Origin of the sequence: Croceicoccus hydrothermalis (assembly GCF_022378335.1) — a bacterium.
Taxonomy (GTDB): domain Bacteria; phylum Pseudomonadota; class Alphaproteobacteria; order Sphingomonadales; family Sphingomonadaceae; genus Croceicoccus; species Croceicoccus hydrothermalis.
This window is the reverse complement of the sequence record NZ_JAIQCI010000020.1, coordinates 120436-138400: the sequence shown is the minus strand read 5'-3', so window position 1 is coordinate 138400 and position 17965 is coordinate 120436. Positions and strand designations below refer to the sequence as shown.

Here is a 17965-nt window from a genome sequence, read left to right as displayed (position 1 = left end):
CTGCCGAAGCGACGTCATTTCATGTCGTCGGCCTGACTTCCCCTAGACAAACGTCGAAGCCAAGAGGCAGAAGCAATTGCGATATCAGTCGCGCCTGACTTGCATGAAAGCTATCCGAAGGCGCCTTCACTTCGACAAAGCGGACCGTTTTGCCCTTCCACAGGGTTAAGTCGGGCCAGCCTGAGCGAAGATCATAGGGCGCGGTAGCAAAGACATTGGCAATCTCTGCAAGACGATCGCTACCCAATGCCTCGAAGAGGCCGAAGACATGCTCTGCACGGACGCTGGGATAGAATGCGGGAGTATCGCCTGCGCTCGCTGAGATGATCTTCCAGTTGTCTTCGATCTGGGACCGGGTCGCTCGGGAAACCGAGGCGAGGAGTTGGTCTTTTGCAAATTTGTCCTGCGCGAAGGCGACATTCTGAGCATAGAGCGCTTCGACAAACGTATCGGCGTGGCGCGGATCAAGCCTTGGGAATGATGCAGCCTTGATCAATGTGAGGATCAAGCCGCCTTCGGAGGCAGCACCTGACCATCCTTGTTCAAGATAGTGTTCGAGCGCGGCGAATTCGACCAATGACCAGTCGTGGACCGTGTGAAGTCTCCAGTCCTTGCCGGTGCCCTTGTCGAGCATGATCACATCGTGCCCGATACCAAGACGTTCGGCCTGCTTTTCAAACCGACTCTGTCTCCCTCTCGCGCGTTTGACCTCCTGCTGCCCCGTTTCCTTGCGAAGCTTTTCAACCCTCCGGGCAACACCCACCTTTGGATCCAGCCTCAGCGCATCATCATAGGCCTTGATCGCCTTTTCCGGCTCGCCTTCTGTTTCATGCAATTCGCCCAGAAGACGAAACGCGCGGGCCTGGCTCCAAATCTCTCCCTCGCGCACTGCGCGTCTCAGTCCAGCGGCGATGTCTTGCCGCATTTCGCGGTCAAGGGGAGCTAGCGATGACAGGACATCCTTGATCACGCCCAGATCACCAGCAGCGATACGGCGGCGCCGCCAGCCCTCTCGATCGACCATGGTGCCGGTAAGGTCGTAGATCGCTTGCTCGCCGTCCTTCAGGCAAATCACTACCCTGCCGGCATCACAATCCCAATTATAGCCATCGGCCCAACCGGTCTCGACTTCCCATCGCGCGATCTCCCGACCAGCTTCGAGGTCGAAAAGCATGTATCGACAACTGTCGTCGCTCCCTGGGGCATTGGCTGTCTGGCAGATTGCGTAACGACCGTCGGGAGACAGGCCGTTACTCATGAGATTGGCAGAAAACTGCTGCGCGATGAGCGTTTGGCCCTGTGAATCGCAGGCTACAAATCGACCGTGCAAGCCATGTCCGAACATCCAGTCGTGAAGGATGAAAGTGCCGTTGTCGGCGACTTTCCCCTCCTGCGGTCGCTCAAGCTTGCCCGATTTCACGATACTCTCGTCGAAAAGCAGCGACCAGGAGCCGTGCCCGCTCTCGCGGTTTCCACCGCGCAAACCGTCAGGCGTTCGGTCGGTCCAGATCAGACGGAACCGGCGATTGGGCGACCTAGCTTGATGGCCAACAAAATCGAGTTGCGGAATGCTGACAAGACCGTGAGCGAACTCGTCGATCTCGAGCCTTTCCTTTGACCGCGCGACCTGCCCTGCCTGGTCGGGAGCACGCTTACCGAACAGGCGCTCGAAGAAGCCCGTCATGCCTGATCGTTAAGACGGTGCTGCAGGTCGGCCACCGCCTCTATCACTTCATCGAAGGGTGGCGGTTCGCCGAAGATCATGACACTCATTGCGCGATAGTCTTGGCGCAAATCATCGATCATCCCTTTCTCCGGACACAGAGCAAACGTTGGGGCATGTGCCGACGCCAGGTCAAACGGCGGCCTGTTGAAGAACATGCGAGCATGGGCGACGCAGTCTTCGCCCAGCGGCTGGTCTGCCAGCGCTGCCTGGCCAGCGTCGGACTGGAGCAAACGGAACACATCGTAGTAATGGCGAGAAACACGTTGTCCGTTGCCGCGCAGTTGTCCTCGAATGTCGTACCAGCGCCGCAGTCCATGCAAGATGACGACCTTGTCCCAGAAGGTACGCTCGGCATCGACAACGGTGACGTTTGGCACGGCGACGTCGATATCCGGCACGTCGGCATCGACATAGGGTGTAATGGTTCGCAGTGAATTTGGGTCGAGCGCAGATTTCGCCCCTGACTCGATCTTCACCGACTTGGCGATATAGGCGTCGGTCGGAGTTGCACTGGGATAAACCAACAATAGTGTCTGTCGGTCTTGTGGGTCGGGCTTCACCTGTAGTGCGCCAGCTTCGATCCCCGTGCGCGCGCACGTTTCGTCGCATATTGCCGCAAGCCGTTCCAGCAATGACCCGTTGATAAAGGCCTCACAGGCTTCGCGGATTTCGTCGAGCGCGGCTTGCCGTTTCTTGCCACTGAGCGCTGCGAGTTCTTCGACCGAAGCCGGATGTCCCAGATCATCGCGGAAGACAGTCACATCGATGTCTTCGGAAAAGCGTTCGATCAAACCGAAAGCCTTCGACAGCGAAGTGCCTCCCTTGAACAGCAGCCGCGGCCCCTCTCCAAGCCCGTTGAACAGCGCATCGAGCGTCCAGCAGACCCAGAGATCCTTTTCTACGTTCTGCGGCGTCGTACCGAGCCTCTGCGCGGTTGCTGTATATAGCCCGCTGCGTGTTTCTGCATCGGCACGCAGGATTTCATCGAATGAAGGGTTCACGAGAACGATGCCTGATCGCGCAGCAGAGGGCGGAGGAGATCCTGCATCCAGGCGGGAAGCGTAGCGAAGCCATCCGTCAGATCAGCTCGCAACTTTTCGCCGTGCAAAGGATCGGCGAGGAGGCTGATCAGGCGATCTTGCCAATCTGCAACATCGTCACCAGGCATCGTATCGCGCAGCCAGTGCAGGGCCTGAACGATCCGCATCGCCGGGCGCCCGGCCCAATAGAGTTTACTCGCAGCCGTCTGCTTGAATTCGATGGTGAGATTGCCAAGCTTGATCAACTTCGGCCTTGCTTCGCTGTGAACGACAATTTTCGCCGGCACTGCATTTGTAAGACCGAGGTCGTTTGCGGCCGTCATACCGTCAACCAGCACACGTATCTGATCGCGGCGCGCAACTGCCTCGACAATGGCACGAGGATCGGGTGCACTTTTTTCCCTGGTCAGGCTGTTGATGCCCGGTTTGTCGTACAGTCCACGGTCAATCCTGCGCAGGTCTCCTGCCTTCACCAGGCGTTGAAGTGTCTTGTCGACAGCATCCCGGCTTGCGAGATCGAGGAAGTCCGATGGCGTCCAGACAGCATTATTCGCCCCCTTTGCGATACGCTCGAGGATTTGCGACTTTAGCGGAGAGATTTCAACGCCCATGTCCGAAATATGTAGCATAATTTCGGACAAAGTCGAGCCGGAAGCTGTCCGAAAAATGTAGATGAATTTCGGACAGCACCGAAGGCCAATCCTTCCCGCCCCCTATACCCTTCCAGAATAATCCAGAAGCAAGAATTCGGCATTCGGAATATATGATGCAGAAACAGTCAATCAGTCGAATGAGAATGCGCAAAGCCAAATTAGCCCAACCATGAAGAGCCCGGAGTGCGACCAATCATCCGGTCGTAGGTATCTTCGCCCTCTTCCTCGTCATCGTTCTGAAAACGCCTGACGGGGGCAGGCCCGAGATGAAGCAGCGTATATGTCTTATCGAAACGCTCGGAAAGGAACGTCTCTTCAACGCAGGGCTCCTTCAGCCAAGTGAAGGCATTGTGTTCGATGCGCCCTTTGCCGTTATCGAGCAAATGCGTCTGCGCGGCCAACGAACCGGATGGCAAGGACACAGGCGGCAGGTTTGCCGTCTTGATGAACGCACCCGTCCGCAATGCTTTTGGGCTCGACCTTGCCCAAAGCACATAACCATCTCTCGATACCACGAACATCGAACGCTTCTCGGTGAACTGTAGCCACCGCAGCGTCGCAGCGGAAAGAGACACCCCGTAGCGCTCGGCACAGGCACCAAGCTCATCGAAGCCGGGTTGGGCGCTGGGCGTAATCTGCCGCTGGAAGTCGTCCCTTGGCATAAGCAGGCTTGCAGCGAACTCGTTCGCCTGCTGCTCGATCTGGCCATACTCGCTGTCCCATTTCGCCATATCTTCGGCGCTGCATTGCAAGCCATCGGGAAACTGGTGCCTGTGTACGAGATAGTGGCCAAACTCGTGAGCGAGGGTGAAGTTGATCCGGCCGGGGGACTTGATCTCCGAATTGTAGATGATGCCCCAGCCCTTCTTGCCAGGCGGGGCCTTGTAAAGCCCGCCTTCAAAGCGATCGAGGTCGCCACCTTTGATAAGCGTGACGGGGTCATTGGGGAAAACCTGATGCGAATAGTCCTTTGCCAGCGACTTCACATCAACGGGAAAGCGGTCGTCGCCGTCGCGGGCATTGAGAAGCAGGGTCAGGTCAATGGCCCAGCGTTGCGGCGACTTGTTATCCATTATTCGCTGTCATCCCACATTTCGGCGATCTTGCGGATTTTCTCCCGCGTTTCGGCGGGCATACTTCTGTATTTCCTGTAGAATTGCGCATCGACGGCATCGACTTCGGCAACTTTGTTCTGGTCATCGAGAAGATACTCAATTGTCACCCCCAGCTGTTCGGCAATCTTCGACAGCTTCTCTGCCGATGGGCGGGGTGGATTCTTGTTTTCCAGCTCCCAGATGTAGCTCTTGCTGGAGCCGGTCAGCTCCGCGAGCTTGTCGAGCGTCAGCTTCTTCTCCTTACGCAAGTCACGAATCTTGTCGCCTAAGACATTGGCCATAAGCGGTCCTCCTCAAAAAGTTCGGTGTAGGCATACAATAACCTCTTGACTTCCGATTTTCAAGCAATATATGATGTTCGGAGTAGGCGCACTTTTTTTGCGTCATAAATGTTAAACAATGAGGTATCCGCCAATGAGCAAAGGCCCGAAAAGCCACCACGTGGTCCCGAATCCCAACGGGGGCTGGGATGTAAAGAAGGGCGGCGCCAGCCGCGCCAGCAGCCACCACAGCACGAAACGCGAAGCCATCGATCGCGGCCGCGAAATCAGCCGCAATCAAAGCACCGAGTTTCGCATCCATAACCAGGACGGAAAGATCGCCCGCAGCGATAGCCACGGCAACGATCCCTGCCCGCCTAAAGACAAGAAATAGGAGGTTCGCATGACGAACGACAAAGACAAGAAAGAGAAGGAAACCACGGTCATCGTGAACGGTCGCGAGAATGTCGTGAACGGCAAAGAAATCTGCTTCGACGAACTGGTGAAGCTGGCTTTCGACAATCCGCCGACCGGCCAGAACATCTGCTTCACGATCACCTACCGCAAGGCGATGGGCAACAAGCCCGAAGGCACTCTTGCCGAAGGCGAATGCGTGAAGGTCAAGAAGGGAACTATCTTCAATGTTACCGCAACTGATAAGTCGTAGCGACGATCTGAAGCGGCTGTTTGATGATGGCTATGAGCTGTCCATCGTGGGTGGGCAGCTCGTAGTCAGCAACATTCCCTATGTTGCGGCGGACAAGACCGTGAAGCGCGCCGCGCTGGTAAGCGAGCTGCGCCTGTCCGATGACACGACGCTGGCACCAAAAACCCATGTGATGAAATTCACCGGCGACCATCCTTGCGACAAGAATGGCAAGGAGCTGGCATACATGAAGCACAGCATCAAGAACGAAGTGATTGGCGACGGGAATACCGTCACACGTTCGTTCTCATGCAAGCCGACCACAGGCCCCTACCCTGACTATTATGCGAAGGTAACGACCTACGCCGAGATGATATCGGTTCATGCGCAGCAGCTTGAGCCAGGAGCAACGGGGCGCACTCATGCTGTGACCCAGATTGATGAACCCGACAGTCCCTTCCGCTACCTCGACAATGCCTCCGGCCTCGCTGGTATTACCGACATGGCGCAGCGCGTTGCTGGTAAGAAGGTGGGCATTGTCGGCCTTGGAGGAAGCGGTTCCTTCGTCCTCGACCTGATTGCCAAGAGCTGGGTGGCCGAGATCCACCTCTATGATGGCGACGACCTTATTCAGCACAACGCTTTCCGCTGCCCTGGCGCGGTATCGGCTGAGACGTTGCGTGACAGGCCGATGAAGGCCGATCATTACGCAGCCATCTATGACGTTTTCCGCAAGGGCGTCGTGCCCCACCCCTATTACATCACCGAAGCCAATCTGGCCGAACTGGACGAACTCGACTTCATCTTCATCTGCGTCGACAAGGGAAGCGCGAAGGAGAAGATCGTCGACCATCTGGAAGCAACGGGAAAGAGCTTCATCGATGTCGGCATGGGCGTCGAAATCGCCGACGGGAAGCTGCTTGGCGTGGTCCGCACCAGCACCAGCACGCCCGAGGACCGCGACACGTTGCGGAAGTTCGTCCGGTTCGGCGATTGCGAGGAAGATGCCGCCTACACGAAAAATGTGCAGATTGCGGAACTTAACGCGCTCAACGCGTGCCTTGCCGTGATAAAATGGAAAAAACTGAACGGGATTTATCTCGACCTCGAAGGCGAGATGAACGCGAACTACACAATAGACGGGAACCACATGTCGAATGAATAAGCGCGCCCACCTCAGTCCAGAATTTGTAGACACCATTCCAGCGACAATCGAACAAGGCAAAATCTACATCTCGATTGATTTTGCGACGGCTATTCATAGCTGCGCCTGCGGGTGCGGGATGGAGGTGGTCACCCCCTTCTCGCCGACCGACTGGAAGCTGGTGTTCGACGGAGTTTCCATTTCGCTGTCACCATCAATCGGGAACTGGAGCTTCCCGTGCCGTTCGCATTACTGGATCAGGCAGAATCAGGTCCACTGGGCGGGAGACTGGACCGACGAAGAGATTAACGCCGGACGCGCGAATGATCGCAGAAGCAAGGAGCATCACTACGGAATCGGCACCCTAAGTAGCACATCAAGCAAGAAGACGCTGAAAAAGCCGGGGTTCTGGAAGCGTTGGTTCGGCTGGCTAATAAATTGATCGGGCTTATTGGCCTTGGGGCGTGCCATCATGGTGGTTTGACACCATCCAAGTGGTCGGCTCAATGGAGCTCAAGCTCACCATTGCGCGGAGGACCTCCCCTCAAATCCCAAAGTCCATGGAGCGATTGCGCTCCTTGGCGAGTTCCGGCTCGGGAGCCTTGGGGTTCTTCTCAGTTACATCCTTGCCCGCCCCGACCTGCGCGGCCACTTTCAAACGCTCAGTCACCTCAAGCGCCGATGATTTCTCGCCCCTGTTCTTCGAGACTGCCGCCCCGAGTCTTGCGGCGCTGTCGACCACGAGAGTCAAATGATCACGCAAGCGCGTGACAGTCACGAGGAAGGTCTTCTGGTTGGCAAGGTTGCGCTCGCGGCTGTCCATCACGGCAATGCCGCGGTCGGAGGTGAGGCCCTGCGCCATGTGGGCATTGAGCGCGTAGGCAAGGTCGAGACGCTTTAGCATCGGATCGTCCTTGCCGAGCCTGTTCTCGACGCCCTTGGAAGTCTCGACGGTGACGCGAGCACCATCGATCTGGACAATGTGAGCCTGGTCGGCATTGAACAGTCCGCGACGATGATCGTTCCTCGTCCAGCGAATGCGGTCACCCTGGTGGACTTCAAGTTTGCGCCGGTCGAACAGCGCCAGATTGTCGTTCTTGCCTGTACGCCCGATCCGCGACGGCTTGAGCGTGCGTAGCTTGCCTTGCCTGTCCTCAAGCTCGACGATGTCCTTCTGGTCGTCGACCTTCCGCACCGAATACTCGCCGCGCCTAAGCCCAAGTGTGCGTTCGAGTTTCGCGACCTCTAGGACCATTCCTGGCTTGTAGGCAGCAAGGTAGCGCAGTTCCTCGCGCGTGAGATTGACGCGGTCGAGAACCTCCAGTTGGATCTTCTCAGGGCTGATCTCGCCATTGGCGGCAAGGCCGGTCTGGACTGCCTCGTTGACGGCGGCGCGGATCTTGCGGCCCGAGGCATAAATTGCCGTTCGCTCCCGCTCTTTCGGTGAGAGCGCCAACCAGCGCTCAGCCGCGACGATCGCTCCATCGCCCTTGGCCTCGACCATGTTGCCCTTGAGGTGGTCTAGCGCCGTGCGAACCAGCCCCGCCTGCGCCGCTGCCTGTGCCTCGCGCAAGACCGGATCGCGGCCGCGCAGATTTGTGTTCATCTGCGCCTGCGCGATGCCTCCCTGTTGCAGGAGGTCGAACGGCTTGCCGGCATCGACCGCACCCAGTTGCTTGCGGTCTCCCATCAGAACAAGCCGCATGGCACCGGCGCGATTGGCGATGCGGATAAGCTGTTCCTTGTCGGCATTCGAGACCATCGACGCCTCGTCAAGGATAAGCACACTTCCGCCCAGTTCCTTGCTCGCCTCGCGATCGAGGCCGGACCGCCCTTCCCCCTCGGTGATCGCTCCCCATCGCCTGAGGAAGCTCGCGAGCGTTTGCGCCTCGATACCTGTGTCACGTTCGAGCATCTGCACCAGCGTGTTCTGGACCGAGAGGCCTAGAACCTTGTGGCCTTCTTCGCGCAGCACATCGGCGACAGGCTTAAGCACACTCGACTTCCCCGCACCGGCCACGCCCTGCACAGCAATGGTACGATCGCGCGATGTCAGGATGAGCCGGGCAGCGCCCAGTTGCCCTTCGTTCAGTTTGAAGCCCTGATTGACAAGAGCCGATGCCTGGACACTGGCGTCGGCCCGCCGTTGGGTGAGGATGGGTTCGACCGCGCCCTTTCCTTCATTTGCCCAGGCGAGGATGCGCGCCTCGCGCTCGACTTCTTCGCGGCTTGCCAGCCACCCCTTGTGCTCGCCCTTGCCCCGCAGCAGCTGTCCAGAGCGCACCAGCGAGCGAACCGCCTTCTCGACCTGCGCGATGGTGGTAGGTAGCCCGAAATCGAGTGCTGCCTTGTACAGGTCTTCACGCGCAAAGCCTGCCTCGCGCTGCGACAAGTGGCGCACTGCAGATGCTACGGCTTGCGCCGCCGCTATCTCTTGAGGCCCCCGCTTGAGGACATGGTCCGGAACAAGCGGATCGCGTTCCCTGCCCTTGATGCTTGCCGCAAAGTCCTTGAGCAGCGCCAGGCCCCGCTCGACCAGATTGGGGACTTTTGCATCGGCAGCGTCACGCTCGCTGGCCCGCGTCCTCGCGGTATCAACCAGTCGCGGAAGGTCGAGGCCGATAGTCTGCGCAGCCGTCTGCCATTGCTCGCCCAGAACCGCGCGATCCTCGATCGGCTGCTTGGGCGAACGGGTCGCGAGCGCCGCCACCTTGCCTGCTTCCAGCCCCGGACCACGGCGCGCTTCGAGCACTTCCTTGCGCCGCGAGGAGAAGGCCATGACCTGTTCGCGGGTGATCCCGCGGGCTTCGAAATTGCCGTGCTGGCCAACAGGGCCAGTTTCGTAGCCGAGTTTCTCGACTGCGATCCGGAACCGCGCCATGGCCATCGAGTTAAGCAGCGTCCCGAGCGCAAAGAGCTTGTCGTTCTTGAGCGTGCGCCATTTCCCGTCCTTGCCCTGGGTCACATTGGCCACGACCGCATGGAAGTGCAGGTTTGGCTCCTGGTTGCGGTTGGTATCGTGCTGGAAGAGGCCGATGGCGAAGTTGCCGGTTGTCACGGTCCTGACCTTGCCGCGTTCGACAAGGCGGGTTTCTGCGGCGTTCTTCTCGGCCCATTTGAGGGCCTCCGTTACCGCCTCGCGGTAGGCGATAACGATCCGCTCATCCTTGCCGACCAGCGCCAGCAGCGACCAGCTCTTGGGTAGCGAAAATGTGAGATCGGTGCCCGGCCGGTGCGGCTGACCAGGATTGCCGACGCTCGATCCGTCGGGGAGCTCACCGCGCAAGAGCGCATCGAATTGCTTCGTCTCGACGCGCCCCGATAGGCCGAGCGATTTCGCGCCTTCGCCGACCCATTGCCCGGACCGATCGGCATCGGCCCGGGCATAGTAATTGTCGTCGGCAAAGTAGCTGGCGGCAGCAGAAGGCGAACGCACATTGGCAATTGAGAGCATCGCCCTAGTCCTCCAACGAGCCCACTGCTGCCGCGCGCCCACGCATCAGAGATCGGGCTCGATATCGCCCACGTCGGGTTCGTCCCGCTCGGGCTTGTCGCGGTCCCTGTCGTGTGCAGCACCACCCAACAGACCCTGATGTCGGCGCTCATGGTCGGCACGATTGCGTCCCTCTCTGCCCACCTTGTCGCGATGCGGATCATGATCCTCACCATCCTTCACGGAGCGACCCTTGGTGGTCACATCGCGCGCCCGATCCTTGTCGGTACCTAGCGGTAGTTCGCTTTGCCGATTACCCTCTTGGTTTGCGCGCCCATGCGCCTTGGCGGGGTCTTCGCCACGAACCGACCTTTCACGTTCGACAACCGAATGCCTGTTCCGCGCTTCCTCATTCGACCGGTCTCGTACGCGTTTGCGTCGTGACCTCCGGCTAGTCTGCTTCTCCCGATCACTATCGAAGTCCTGACCGCGGTGCTTCTCGTCATGGCGACGACGTTCACCGGAATCGTCGCTGTCGCCGCCTCGATGCCCGGTTTCGTCGTCATCATCGGGTTCAACGGAGACCGGCCTCGCGGCAAGTCTTGCGAGCTTCGGTGTGTCGCGGGGGATGAACCCTTCGGCCACGCGGGGCCAATCCTGGGGCTCAAGCGTGATGGGTGCGGTGGGAAGCCCTTCGGGAAATTTGATGTATCCCTCAAGGCTTTTGAGCCCCATGAACTCGTCAGGAAGCAGCAGGGGGGCGATCTCGCGGCGGGCGGTCAGGCTCACAGCATCGCGGGCATTGTTGTGCCCGTAGCTCTGGTTTTCTTCGACCTCGCGCACCTCTCGGTGACCGACAGTGTCGGAGCACCAGGTGGCCGTCTCGCGGTCGGCAGTGCCCAGCATAAGCTTGGTCTTGGCGAGCGATGACAAGGTCATCGCCATGTTCTCTCCATAGACCTCCTTGAGCTTGGCATAGGCATGCACGCCGGTGACGATGGCGCCGCCGTAGTTGCGCGCGGTCTGCAAGCCCTTCTCAAGCGAAGGAAGCCGATGCAGCGCGCCCAGCTCGTCGATCAGGAACCACAGTCTGAGGTCAGACGAGGTCCGTCCGGTCATCAGCGTGTTGATCGCCGTATCGAGCCACAACGTGAGCATCTGCGAGAGGACGGTGAGGTCGGCGTAACGCGCCGAGAGGAACAGGAATGATCCCTCCTTGCCGCCGCCTTTCACCCAGTCGCGGATCGAGAAGGGCTTGCCTTCGGTCGGCAGCAGTTGCAGCGCCTTGGCGTTGACGTTGAACACGGCGCGGACCGATTCCGCCATTTTCGCGGCCTGCGGATCGGTCATCGGCCCTGCCATCGTGTCCGCAAGCAGGTCGTGCAGGTCGGAGAGATTGGCGTTCATCATATCGCTTGCGAGCGCCGCATTGGTGCCCCTGCCTTTCTCGACCAGCTTGAGGCATGTCTCGACGAACAGGGTACGTGCTGCGAGCACCCAGAACTGCTCTGCTCCGCCGCCGTCATGCGGTACGAGCGATTCCGCAGCGGCATGGAACTCGGAACTGGTGGTGCAGTCGTTGAACACGCTCCAGGCCGGACAGCGGGCATCAAGCGGGTTCAGGATAACGTCGCATTCAGGCTCGTAGAAGGCCTCGATAAAGGCCCCCGTGAGGTCGAAGATGACCGCGCGTTCTCCCCTCTGTCTGATCTCGTCGACGAGTTCGAAGAGCGCCACCGTCTTGCCCATCCCGGTTGTGCCGACCAGCATGCCGTGCCCCTGTTCCTGCCGCCAGGGGTAGCTGACGCCGGCCAGATGCGCGGGCGAATAGAGACCCGCTTCCCGCAATGCGTTGCGACCAGCAAGTCGCCATTTCCATCCCAGCTCGCGGCCATACTCGAGGGCGCGTTTGCCGCGATTGTGGCGGGCGATGTCGGCCTTGAGTTCGGGTAGCGATACAAGCTTGGCACCGCGCAGATGGCGCCTGGCTTTGGACTTCTCGCCGAAATGCTCGGCGACCCACCAGAAGAGTGCCATGAGCGGCACAAGGCAGACCGTGGAGAGCACTACCGCCTGCTTCACGGTGGCGAAGAACAAGGTCCAGGCTTCGCGCATCGGCGGGAAGTCCCTGACGACTGCCATGGGGAACGCAATCATGTCGCCATCGGGCAGGCGCAGGTTCACGAGCTTGGCGGGATCGAACTCCATGAACATGTAGCCCGAGGCATAAAGATGCATCCACAACAGGTAGGCCTGGTAGTCATCAAGCGCGCTGCTGACCTGCCACCAGCAGATCCCCAGCATAACCAGTGCAGAGATGATAAGCGGCAGCTTGAAGCCGGCTGCAAACATGAAGCCGAAGTGTCCCAGGAGCTGGGTGCCGCGGGTGAAGTTGACGATACTATTCTTCATCGCCGGCCTCCTTCGCACGCGCAGGAATGAAGCCGAGCTGGGCCAGGCGGCGGTGGTAGGCGGCATGGGTTCGCTTGCGCAGATTGTCGTCGGAATGGCTTGCCAGCAGCGCATCGAGCGCCGTGGTGAGGAACACCATCTGGCGAGCCGGATCGCTCCCGCCGGGACGGTCAGCGCTATCGTTGTCGCGGTTCCATGCCGTGACGAGGTGGTCACGAATGACCACGCTCACGCTTGTATCGCGGGTGTTTGACTGCTCCAGAATCCAGTCCGCAATCAGCTGCGGGACGTAGGTCTGGAGGACCCTGTAACGTTGCATTTTTCCAAGCTCCTTGTGCTCAAGGAGCCTGGTTCGGCCTGCGGAAGGCGAGGATCACACTAAATAGGAAAGGCCATGTAGGAAAACGAAAAGTTCCCTATCTATTCCAAGGCGTTAGACTAAGGTGAATTGCAGCCAATTTGCGAATCCAATTCGCGATTTGCGGTCAAATCGGTCGATGCACACCGCGAATTTGCACCGCAATGCATTGAGAACATTAAAAGAACAAAGGCGGCAGCGCTGCGTCCGGTGTGCATCTCGTCCCCAATTGCGCGGGTCGTGGCCAGTGACTCTGGCTGTTCTGTCTCAAGGGTGATTGACCACCCTTACCAAGGGAGCGTGAGCAACCCTCAAACTGGCCCAAGTTCGCGAACGATCTGTCCCAGTCTCCATTCCAAACAAGAGACCGCACCTGCGCGAGAGGGACCGGCAAAGGACCACGTGTGGAGCGGCAGGAACGGGGTCTGTCGGTCCTGCCGCGCGCGCTGGTCCGACCCGGTTCCGGTGCGCAAGTGCGTGCGGGGCCTAAAAACAAATCAGGCCGCGCCCTCAGGAGCGCATCGCGAGATGCGCGGGACAGAGCGCGTCCACAGCCCCGCTCAATTTCTCGGACCGTTGCCAACGCAGGCGAGCATGAAAGAAGGGCGGGAACCGTTACCGGCCCCGCCCCGTTTGGCGTTTCAATATTCGTCGAGCATGCCCCCATGGACCGTATGTACTACGCGGTGTGTCAGGTGTGCCGGGAGCGCGTTGTAGTCGCCCTCGTCGAGTGCGAAGTATCCGAGATCGTCGTCCTCGATCACGTGCTGGTCGAAGAAGCTGTGCAATGCCCGCCGTTCGGCCGTGGCAAGTGCCTCGAAGTAGCTGTTGGAAGTGGTCTGAACCGTTGCAAGTGTAGCCATGATATCCTCCTGATTTTGTCGGAAAGCCGACAGGAGGTTGGCGGACGGGGATGCGGCCGCCGGGTCACAGGATCGCCCGTATGGGCGACCGCGCCCGCGGCGGTGGGGGTAACGGTTTTGTCGGACCGTAGCGCCAGCGAAGGGGAGGCAAAATCGTGGGGCCCCGCCGTCCTTGACGCGGTGGTTGCATTCCCGTCAGCATGGGAGTTCCGTAAGCTAGGACCCTCTCACCTTTCCTGCTGGCGCGAGGTCAGAATTCATTTTCCTACATGCCTGGATCCGGGGCAGGATGCGTGCGGGCTGCCGCCACAAGGGGATTGAGGAAAGGACCCCCATATGCCGTCGCAACGAAGCGCGATTGCCGCATTGAAGAAACTTGAAGCCGACCGGGAAGCGCTCGACCAGCGTCAGCGCGAACTGGAAGAGAAGGCTGCCATTGAACTGGGCCAGGCGCTGCTCGGCACCGGTATCGAGGCCTTCTCGAAGAAGGGCATCAGGAGGGCCGGTGAACTGCTCGGCAAGCTGGGCGAAGAAGAAGGCCTGCGGCGGCTGGAAGGAGCCGGCCCTGCCACTGCTCGCGAACCCCTGGCATCGTCCGGTTAGAACAAGGAGAAGGGGCCCTGTCCGGTTTGGACAGGACCCCTTCGGATCGAGATCAATGATGAATGTCAGTCGATCTCGGGAGCGTCGGTGTTGTCGTTGTCGTCGCTCGATCCGTTACCGCGGGTGAGGAAGTCCACCTTGTCGGCGAGGATCTCGGTGCCGTAGCGCGTGACCCCGTCCTTGTCCTCCCACTGGGTGTAGTGGATGCGGCCCTGGACGGAAACCAGCTGGCCCTTGGAGCAGTACTGGCCGACGGTCTTGGCGAGGCCGTTGAAGCAGGTCACCCGGTGGAACTCGCTTTCCTTGGCGGTGTAGCCGTTCTCGTCCTTGTAGGTCTTGCCGTCCTTGTCGCGTGCGGGACGATCGGTGACGACGGTGATCCCGGTAACGTTGGTGCCGCCTTTGGTCTCGCGGGTTTCCGGATCGCGGGCGATGCGACCGGTGAGGATTGCGATATTGGTCATGATAATAGTCCTTCAGTTCCTCAAACCGGAGACCATCTCCGGCTTGCGAACATCCAGACGAAGCAGGGCATGGGAGGACTGCACCGCAGGAGCGAAGCTCCAAGGGAAACCTGTTCATGACGGGTGGTGCGGGCAGGCGCGCGAAGCGCGACAACACGGCCGGAAAGGAACGGGTTGCTGTCCTCAGCTGACCTGGTTCAGGACTGTTCGCGAAGAAAGCCGGATGGGTATCGGGTGCGGGTCTGAAGGTGCCGTGACCGGCGCTTGCAATCAGGCTTCGCCTTCGCCTTCCGATGCCGCCAGCAGATCCATGAAGTTGCGCGCGGCCTCCCGGTCCTCCTCGTTTTCGAACGCCACATCGAGATCGGGGGCGGACCCGAACATGTGCAGGAACGACCACAGTGCAAAGCGCTTGCCTCGGTCCTCCTCAAGGCCGAGATCGACCCGGCAATGCTCGATGCCGGCTGACAACGTGTCGGGAGCAACCCCGGAGAGGTCGGTGGTGGCAAAGTAGCGCTGCAGCAGATCGTCAAGTTGCATGACCCGTCCATAGTCGGGTCTGCGCCGAATGCACATCCGGGCAATTCAGATATTGATGACGAAGGGCCCCTCAGGACCCGGGAGAGGTGCCCAACAAACCGCGACGATCGACCACGGTGATACGTCGTGCCTTGGCATCAATGACGAGCCGTTCGGTCACGCCGTTACCTGGAAAGGCGACAATGTAGCGCGGATTGAGCGAGAGCATCTGTTCGTTGCGTTTGAACCCGGCGCGCGCGCCAAGCCGACGATCGAGCGAGTAGGTGAGCTGCTGCACTTCGCGGCGCTCGGCCCAGCTGGCGGCCAGGCGATCGGCACCTTTGCCGTCGCCGCCATGGACCAGGAAGAGATCGGGAACTGCATCGCGAACCTTGTCCAGCGTGGCCCAGATATTGTCGGCGTAGGCGCGCGCGTCCTCGGCGCTTTCAAAGCTCTGGCGACCGCCGGCGAAGACGACCGGAGTGCCTTCCGGGATCAAGGCGTGACGCCGGTTCTCGGCGCGCGCGCGGAGGAAATCGCGGGCATCGATCACGGCCGATGTGAGGTTTCGCGAATGGCTCGTTCGCGAGCCGGAAACAGGCTTCCAAGAGGAACCGGTCTCGTCGCGGTAGAGTGCTGCTGCAGCCTCGCGCATCTGCTCGAACGCCAGCATGCTGGCTTCGGCAGCCTGCGCGCGCTCGACCTGCTCTTCAAGATTGCTCGAATGCACTTCTGACCCATCGGCGGATGCGAGCAGAACACGGATCTCGTCGCTGGCCCGATCAAGCTGAGCCGACTTGCGGCTGGCAGCGCGGTGGAAGAGATTGACCATGCCCCAGGCAATATCCTCGGCATCGGCCTCGAGGACCGTGTCGGAAAACATCGCGAAAAGGTCAGACCATACGGCGCCAAGCGTCTGCTCGATCGCGTCCTCACAGGGAAAGTCGGTTTCGTTAAATGGGGCTGGCCGGATGCTGAGGCCTGAGAGTTCAAGGCCGCTCAACTGGTCGATGAAGCTGTCGTACATGGGGTGTCTCCTGATCGCGGGGACAAGGAGAGGAGGCACCATTGCCTCGGCCCTGTCCGCCGGAGCCCGATCAGGGCCGGGAGAAGGGGCGAGACGCACCGCGCAGCGGGAAACCTGCGGCCCTAGGCTGGCGCGGGCAACACGGGCCGACGGGCCGCAGGTTGCGGCGCGCCCCGACCGGCCCAAGGGTCTCTCCCGGCGGACAGGGATGAGGCAGAATCAGGACCCGGCAGCGCAAGCGGATCGGGAGCGCTCGAAGATCGCATCGCCATTCGAGAACCGACCGACCAGGCGCAACTCACCCAACAGGTCGATGAACCTACCCGAGACCTGGCCAAGCCAGTGCCGTGCCCTTGCCGTTCGTGGCATGTAGAAATCCGCCTCCCAGTACTGGGCATCATCGCGTTCGGCGAGCCAGATCGCGGCGAGCCCGCAATAGGTCGATATGCCGCAATCGACGAAGGCATTGCGCAGGAGGATGCGATCCTCGCGGCCGCGCCATCCATCGAAGCGCTGAAAGGAAGGGAAGGCCGCCCTCGTGGCATCGATGATCTCTTCGACGAGGCATTCGTAGGCCCAGTCGATATCTTCGTCTTCGCTGTCATCGAGCAGGCGAAAGGCCACCACGGAGCCGGGCGGATAGCTGACGGAACGTCCCATCTCACTGCTCCTCAGGCTGCATCAGCGAGATCGACGTCGGGCTCGCTTTCGCTGGATCGGTGCCCCCCTAGGTCAAGCAACAGGCTGGCCGCTTCCTCGGCCTTGGCCGCAGCGGTGAGGATCGCGCGCTCGTCCGATTTGAGGATCTTGAGCCAGGACGCGATGTAGCTGGCGTGATGGTCGAGGTGGGTGACCGGAAGACCCAGTTCTGCTCCAAGAATGGCTGAGGACAGTTCGGCAATCAGTTCCTCGGCGGCATAGGCGTCGCTACCGAAACGGTTCTTGAGATCGCGGTTGAGCCGCGAAGAATGCCCCGTCCAGTGCGACAGCTCGTGTGCGAGCGTCGTATAGTAGTGGTCGTAGGCTTCGAAGAGTTCGGCTGGCGGCATCGTGACGCGGTCGTGCAGCGGTTCGTAATAGGCTTGCGCACCATGATGCCGCAGGTTGGCGCCCACTTGGGCGAAGAAGGCATCGAGCCGGTCTTCACGTCCTTCGGGTTCCAGCGCGGCAACCAGCGGCTTGGGATGGTAGAGTGCAGGGAGGCCATCGCACTGGTCAGCGTTGAACACGGCGTAGGCCTTGAGCACGCGCCGGTTCTCGGTGTCCGCTTCGCCCTCGGCGTTTTCGACCTCCTTGGTGTAGCTCTTGTAGAAAATCGCGATGGTCGATTTCTCGCCCTTGCGGACTTGTCCGCCGAGCGCCTGACACTGGCGATAGGTCATCCAGTAAGGCGAGGCGTAGCCGCAGCCATCGGCCACCATCCATAACCAGAAGGTGTTCATGCCGCGATAGGGCGTCCCGCAGGAGCGCAAGGGCCGCGAGACCGGCACACCGCGCCATGGCTTGACCCAGGGTTTTGTGCCTTGCTCGAGTTTTTCGATGATGGCGGCGGTGATGCGCTGGGCTGGCGAAGCTGAAGCAGTGCGGCGGGATCTGGTCATGGGAGTTCTCCTGATCGCCGGGACGGAAATGCCCCGGCTCAGGAAGAGCAAAGCTCCCTCCCCTCTCCGCCTCTTAGGCAGGCGATAATCAGCGAAAACGC

19 protein-coding genes are annotated in these 17965 nt (G+C 60.1%); 5 read left to right on the top strand and 14 right to left on the bottom strand.

Annotation, left to right across the window (positions count from 1 at the left end; all coding sequences use genetic code 11):
- Positions 1 to 19: 19 nt before the first annotated feature.
- The 5 genes from K4G67_RS12005 to K4G67_RS11985 all read right to left on the bottom strand — a co-directional run bounded on the left by K4G67_RS12005 (position 20) and on the right by K4G67_RS11985 (position 4815).
- On the bottom strand, positions 20 to 1684 hold the full coding sequence (locus K4G67_RS12005) for a VRR-NUC domain-containing protein (protein ID WP_239806600.1): 1665 nt from the start codon (positions 1682 to 1684) through the stop codon (positions 20 to 22).
- The gene (locus tag K4G67_RS12000) at positions 1681 to 2727 is read right to left on the bottom strand and encodes a nucleotidyl transferase AbiEii/AbiGii toxin family protein (protein WP_239806599.1); all 1047 of its coding nucleotides are present in this window, start codon (positions 2725 to 2727) and stop codon (positions 1681 to 1683) included. The genes K4G67_RS12005 and K4G67_RS12000 overlap by 4 nt, the downstream gene beginning before the upstream one ends.
- A complete protein-coding gene (locus K4G67_RS11995) occupies positions 2724 to 3395 on the bottom strand; it encodes a DUF6088 family protein (RefSeq protein ID WP_239806598.1) in 672 nt (223 codons plus the stop codon). Before K4G67_RS11995 ends, K4G67_RS12000 begins: the two co-directional genes overlap by 4 nt.
- Positions 3396 to 3577: 182 nt before the next feature.
- Positions 3578 to 4492, bottom strand: coding sequence for an ImmA/IrrE family metallo-endopeptidase (locus K4G67_RS11990; RefSeq protein WP_239806597.1), 915 nt, complete (start codon positions 4490 to 4492; stop codon positions 3578 to 3580).
- Positions 4492 to 4815: a helix-turn-helix domain-containing protein gene (locus K4G67_RS11985; protein WP_239806596.1), complete on the bottom strand. Its 324-nt coding sequence runs from the start codon at positions 4813 to 4815 to the stop codon at positions 4492 to 4494. Before K4G67_RS11985 ends, K4G67_RS11990 begins: the two co-directional genes overlap by 1 nt.
- A gap of 133 nt (positions 4816 to 4948) precedes the next feature.
- Between K4G67_RS11985 and K4G67_RS11980 the strand changes: the two genes are divergently transcribed.
- From K4G67_RS11980 to K4G67_RS11965, 4 genes are read left to right on the top strand one after another with little or no spacing between them, the layout of a single operon-like run.
- On the top strand, positions 4949 to 5188 hold the full coding sequence (locus K4G67_RS11980; protein WP_239806595.1) for a DUF2188 domain-containing protein: 240 nt from the start codon (positions 4949 to 4951) through the stop codon (positions 5186 to 5188).
- Between the two features lie 9 nt (positions 5189 to 5197).
- Complete coding sequence (locus K4G67_RS11975) at positions 5198 to 5461, top strand: multiubiquitin domain-containing protein (protein ID WP_239806594.1); 264 nt, start codon at positions 5198 to 5200, stop codon at positions 5459 to 5461.
- Positions 5436 to 6605 (top strand): ThiF family adenylyltransferase, encoded by a 1170-nt coding sequence (locus K4G67_RS11970; RefSeq protein ID WP_239806593.1) that lies wholly within the window; start codon positions 5436 to 5438, stop codon positions 6603 to 6605. Before K4G67_RS11975 ends, K4G67_RS11970 begins: the two co-directional genes overlap by 26 nt.
- Complete coding sequence (locus K4G67_RS11965; RefSeq protein WP_239806592.1) at positions 6598 to 7026, top strand: ubiquitination-like system serine protease family protein; 429 nt, start codon at positions 6598 to 6600, stop codon at positions 7024 to 7026. Before K4G67_RS11970 ends, K4G67_RS11965 begins: the two co-directional genes overlap by 8 nt.
- A 102-nt stretch (positions 7027 to 7128) precedes the next feature.
- Here K4G67_RS11965 and mobF read toward each other — a convergent pair whose 3' ends face one another.
- The 4 genes from mobF to K4G67_RS11945 all read right to left on the bottom strand — a co-directional run bounded on the left by mobF (position 7129) and on the right by K4G67_RS11945 (position 13650).
- Positions 7129 to 10038: a MobF family relaxase gene (gene mobF, locus K4G67_RS11960; RefSeq protein ID WP_239806591.1), complete on the bottom strand. Its 2910-nt coding sequence runs from the start codon at positions 10036 to 10038 to the stop codon at positions 7129 to 7131.
- Between the two features lie 45 nt (positions 10039 to 10083).
- Positions 10084 to 12429: a type IV secretion system DNA-binding domain-containing protein gene (locus K4G67_RS11955; protein WP_239806590.1), complete on the bottom strand. Its 2346-nt coding sequence runs from the start codon at positions 12427 to 12429 to the stop codon at positions 10084 to 10086.
- Positions 12419 to 12748, bottom strand: coding sequence for a hypothetical protein (locus K4G67_RS11950; protein WP_239806589.1), 330 nt, complete (start codon positions 12746 to 12748; stop codon positions 12419 to 12421). The genes K4G67_RS11955 and K4G67_RS11950 overlap by 11 nt, the downstream gene beginning before the upstream one ends.
- Positions 12749 to 13428: 680 nt before the next feature.
- Positions 13429 to 13650 carry a hypothetical protein gene (locus tag K4G67_RS11945; protein ID WP_239806588.1) on the bottom strand — a complete coding sequence of 74 codons (222 nt, stop codon included), beginning with the start codon at positions 13648 to 13650 and terminating at the stop codon, positions 13429 to 13431.
- A 336-nt stretch (positions 13651 to 13986) separates the two neighbouring features.
- Here K4G67_RS11945 and K4G67_RS11940 point away from each other — a divergent pair, with 336 nt between their 5' ends.
- Entirely contained in the window at positions 13987 to 14253 is a 267-nt protein-coding gene (locus K4G67_RS11940; RefSeq protein WP_239806587.1) for a DUF6437 family protein, read from the top strand.
- Between the two features lie 65 nt (positions 14254 to 14318).
- On the opposite strand, the gene K4G67_RS11935 is transcribed toward K4G67_RS11940, so the two are convergent.
- The 5 genes from K4G67_RS11935 to K4G67_RS11915 form a co-directional block, all read right to left on the bottom strand.
- Positions 14319 to 14717 carry a single-stranded DNA-binding protein gene (locus K4G67_RS11935; protein WP_239806586.1) on the bottom strand — a complete coding sequence of 133 codons (399 nt, stop codon included), beginning with the start codon at positions 14715 to 14717 and terminating at the stop codon, positions 14319 to 14321.
- Positions 14718 to 14987: 270 nt separating this feature from the next.
- Positions 14988 to 15257 (bottom strand): hypothetical protein, encoded by a 270-nt coding sequence (locus tag K4G67_RS11930; RefSeq protein WP_239806585.1) that lies wholly within the window; start codon positions 15255 to 15257, stop codon positions 14988 to 14990.
- 70 nt (positions 15258 to 15327) lie between these two features.
- Positions 15328 to 16263: a DUF2493 domain-containing protein gene (locus K4G67_RS11925; RefSeq protein WP_239806584.1), complete on the bottom strand. Its 936-nt coding sequence runs from the start codon at positions 16261 to 16263 to the stop codon at positions 15328 to 15330.
- Positions 16264 to 16482: 219 nt separating this feature from the next.
- Entirely contained in the window at positions 16483 to 16923 is a 441-nt protein-coding gene (locus K4G67_RS11920) for a hypothetical protein (protein WP_239806583.1), read from the bottom strand.
- Between the two features lie 11 nt (positions 16924 to 16934).
- On the bottom strand, positions 16935 to 17864 hold the full coding sequence (locus K4G67_RS11915; protein ID WP_239806582.1) for an ArdC family protein: 930 nt from the start codon (positions 17862 to 17864) through the stop codon (positions 16935 to 16937).
- Between the last annotated feature and the right edge of the window lie 101 nt (positions 17865 to 17965).

Excerpts from the sequence above, each read along its gene's own strand:
- K4G67_RS12005 (WP_239806600.1), bottom strand. The coding sequence starts at position 1,684 with ATGACGGGCTTCTTCGAGCGCCTGTTCGGTAAGCGTGCTCCCGACCAG.
- K4G67_RS11995 (WP_239806598.1), bottom strand. The coding sequence starts at position 3,395 with ATGCTACATATTTCGGACATGGGCGTTGAAATCTCTCCGCTAAAGTCG.
- K4G67_RS11990 (WP_239806597.1), bottom strand. The coding sequence starts at position 4,492 with ATGGATAACAAGTCGCCGCAACGCTGGGCCATTGACCTGACCCTGCTT.
- K4G67_RS11985 (WP_239806596.1), bottom strand. The coding sequence starts at position 4,815 with ATGGCCAATGTCTTAGGCGACAAGATTCGTGACTTGCGTAAGGAGAAG.
- K4G67_RS11980 (WP_239806595.1), top strand. The coding sequence starts at position 4,949 with ATGAGCAAAGGCCCGAAAAGCCACCACGTGGTCCCGAATCCCAACGGG.
- K4G67_RS11975 (WP_239806594.1), top strand. The coding sequence starts at position 5,198 with ATGACGAACGACAAAGACAAGAAAGAGAAGGAAACCACGGTCATCGTG.
- K4G67_RS11970 (WP_239806593.1), top strand. The coding sequence starts at position 5,436 with ATGTTACCGCAACTGATAAGTCGTAGCGACGATCTGAAGCGGCTGTTT.
- K4G67_RS11965 (WP_239806592.1), top strand. The coding sequence starts at position 6,598 with ATGAATAAGCGCGCCCACCTCAGTCCAGAATTTGTAGACACCATTCCA.
- mobF (WP_239806591.1), bottom strand. The coding sequence starts at position 10,038 with ATGCTCTCAATTGCCAATGTGCGTTCGCCTTCTGCTGCCGCCAGCTAC.
- K4G67_RS11955 (WP_239806590.1), bottom strand. The coding sequence starts at position 12,429 with ATGAAGAATAGTATCGTCAACTTCACCCGCGGCACCCAGCTCCTGGGA.
- K4G67_RS11950 (WP_239806589.1), bottom strand. The coding sequence starts at position 12,748 with ATGCAACGTTACAGGGTCCTCCAGACCTACGTCCCGCAGCTGATTGCG.
- K4G67_RS11945 (WP_239806588.1), bottom strand. The coding sequence starts at position 13,650 with ATGGCTACACTTGCAACGGTTCAGACCACTTCCAACAGCTACTTCGAG.
- K4G67_RS11940 (WP_239806587.1), top strand. The coding sequence starts at position 13,987 with ATGCCGTCGCAACGAAGCGCGATTGCCGCATTGAAGAAACTTGAAGCC.
- K4G67_RS11935 (WP_239806586.1), bottom strand. The coding sequence starts at position 14,717 with ATGACCAATATCGCAATCCTCACCGGTCGCATCGCCCGCGATCCGGAA.
- K4G67_RS11930 (WP_239806585.1), bottom strand. The coding sequence starts at position 15,257 with ATGCAACTTGACGATCTGCTGCAGCGCTACTTTGCCACCACCGACCTC.
- K4G67_RS11925 (WP_239806584.1), bottom strand. The coding sequence starts at position 16,263 with ATGTACGACAGCTTCATCGACCAGTTGAGCGGCCTTGAACTCTCAGGC.
- K4G67_RS11920 (WP_239806583.1), bottom strand. The coding sequence starts at position 16,923 with ATGGGACGTTCCGTCAGCTATCCGCCCGGCTCCGTGGTGGCCTTTCGC.
- K4G67_RS11915 (WP_239806582.1), bottom strand. The coding sequence starts at position 17,864 with ATGACCAGATCCCGCCGCACTGCTTCAGCTTCGCCAGCCCAGCGCATC.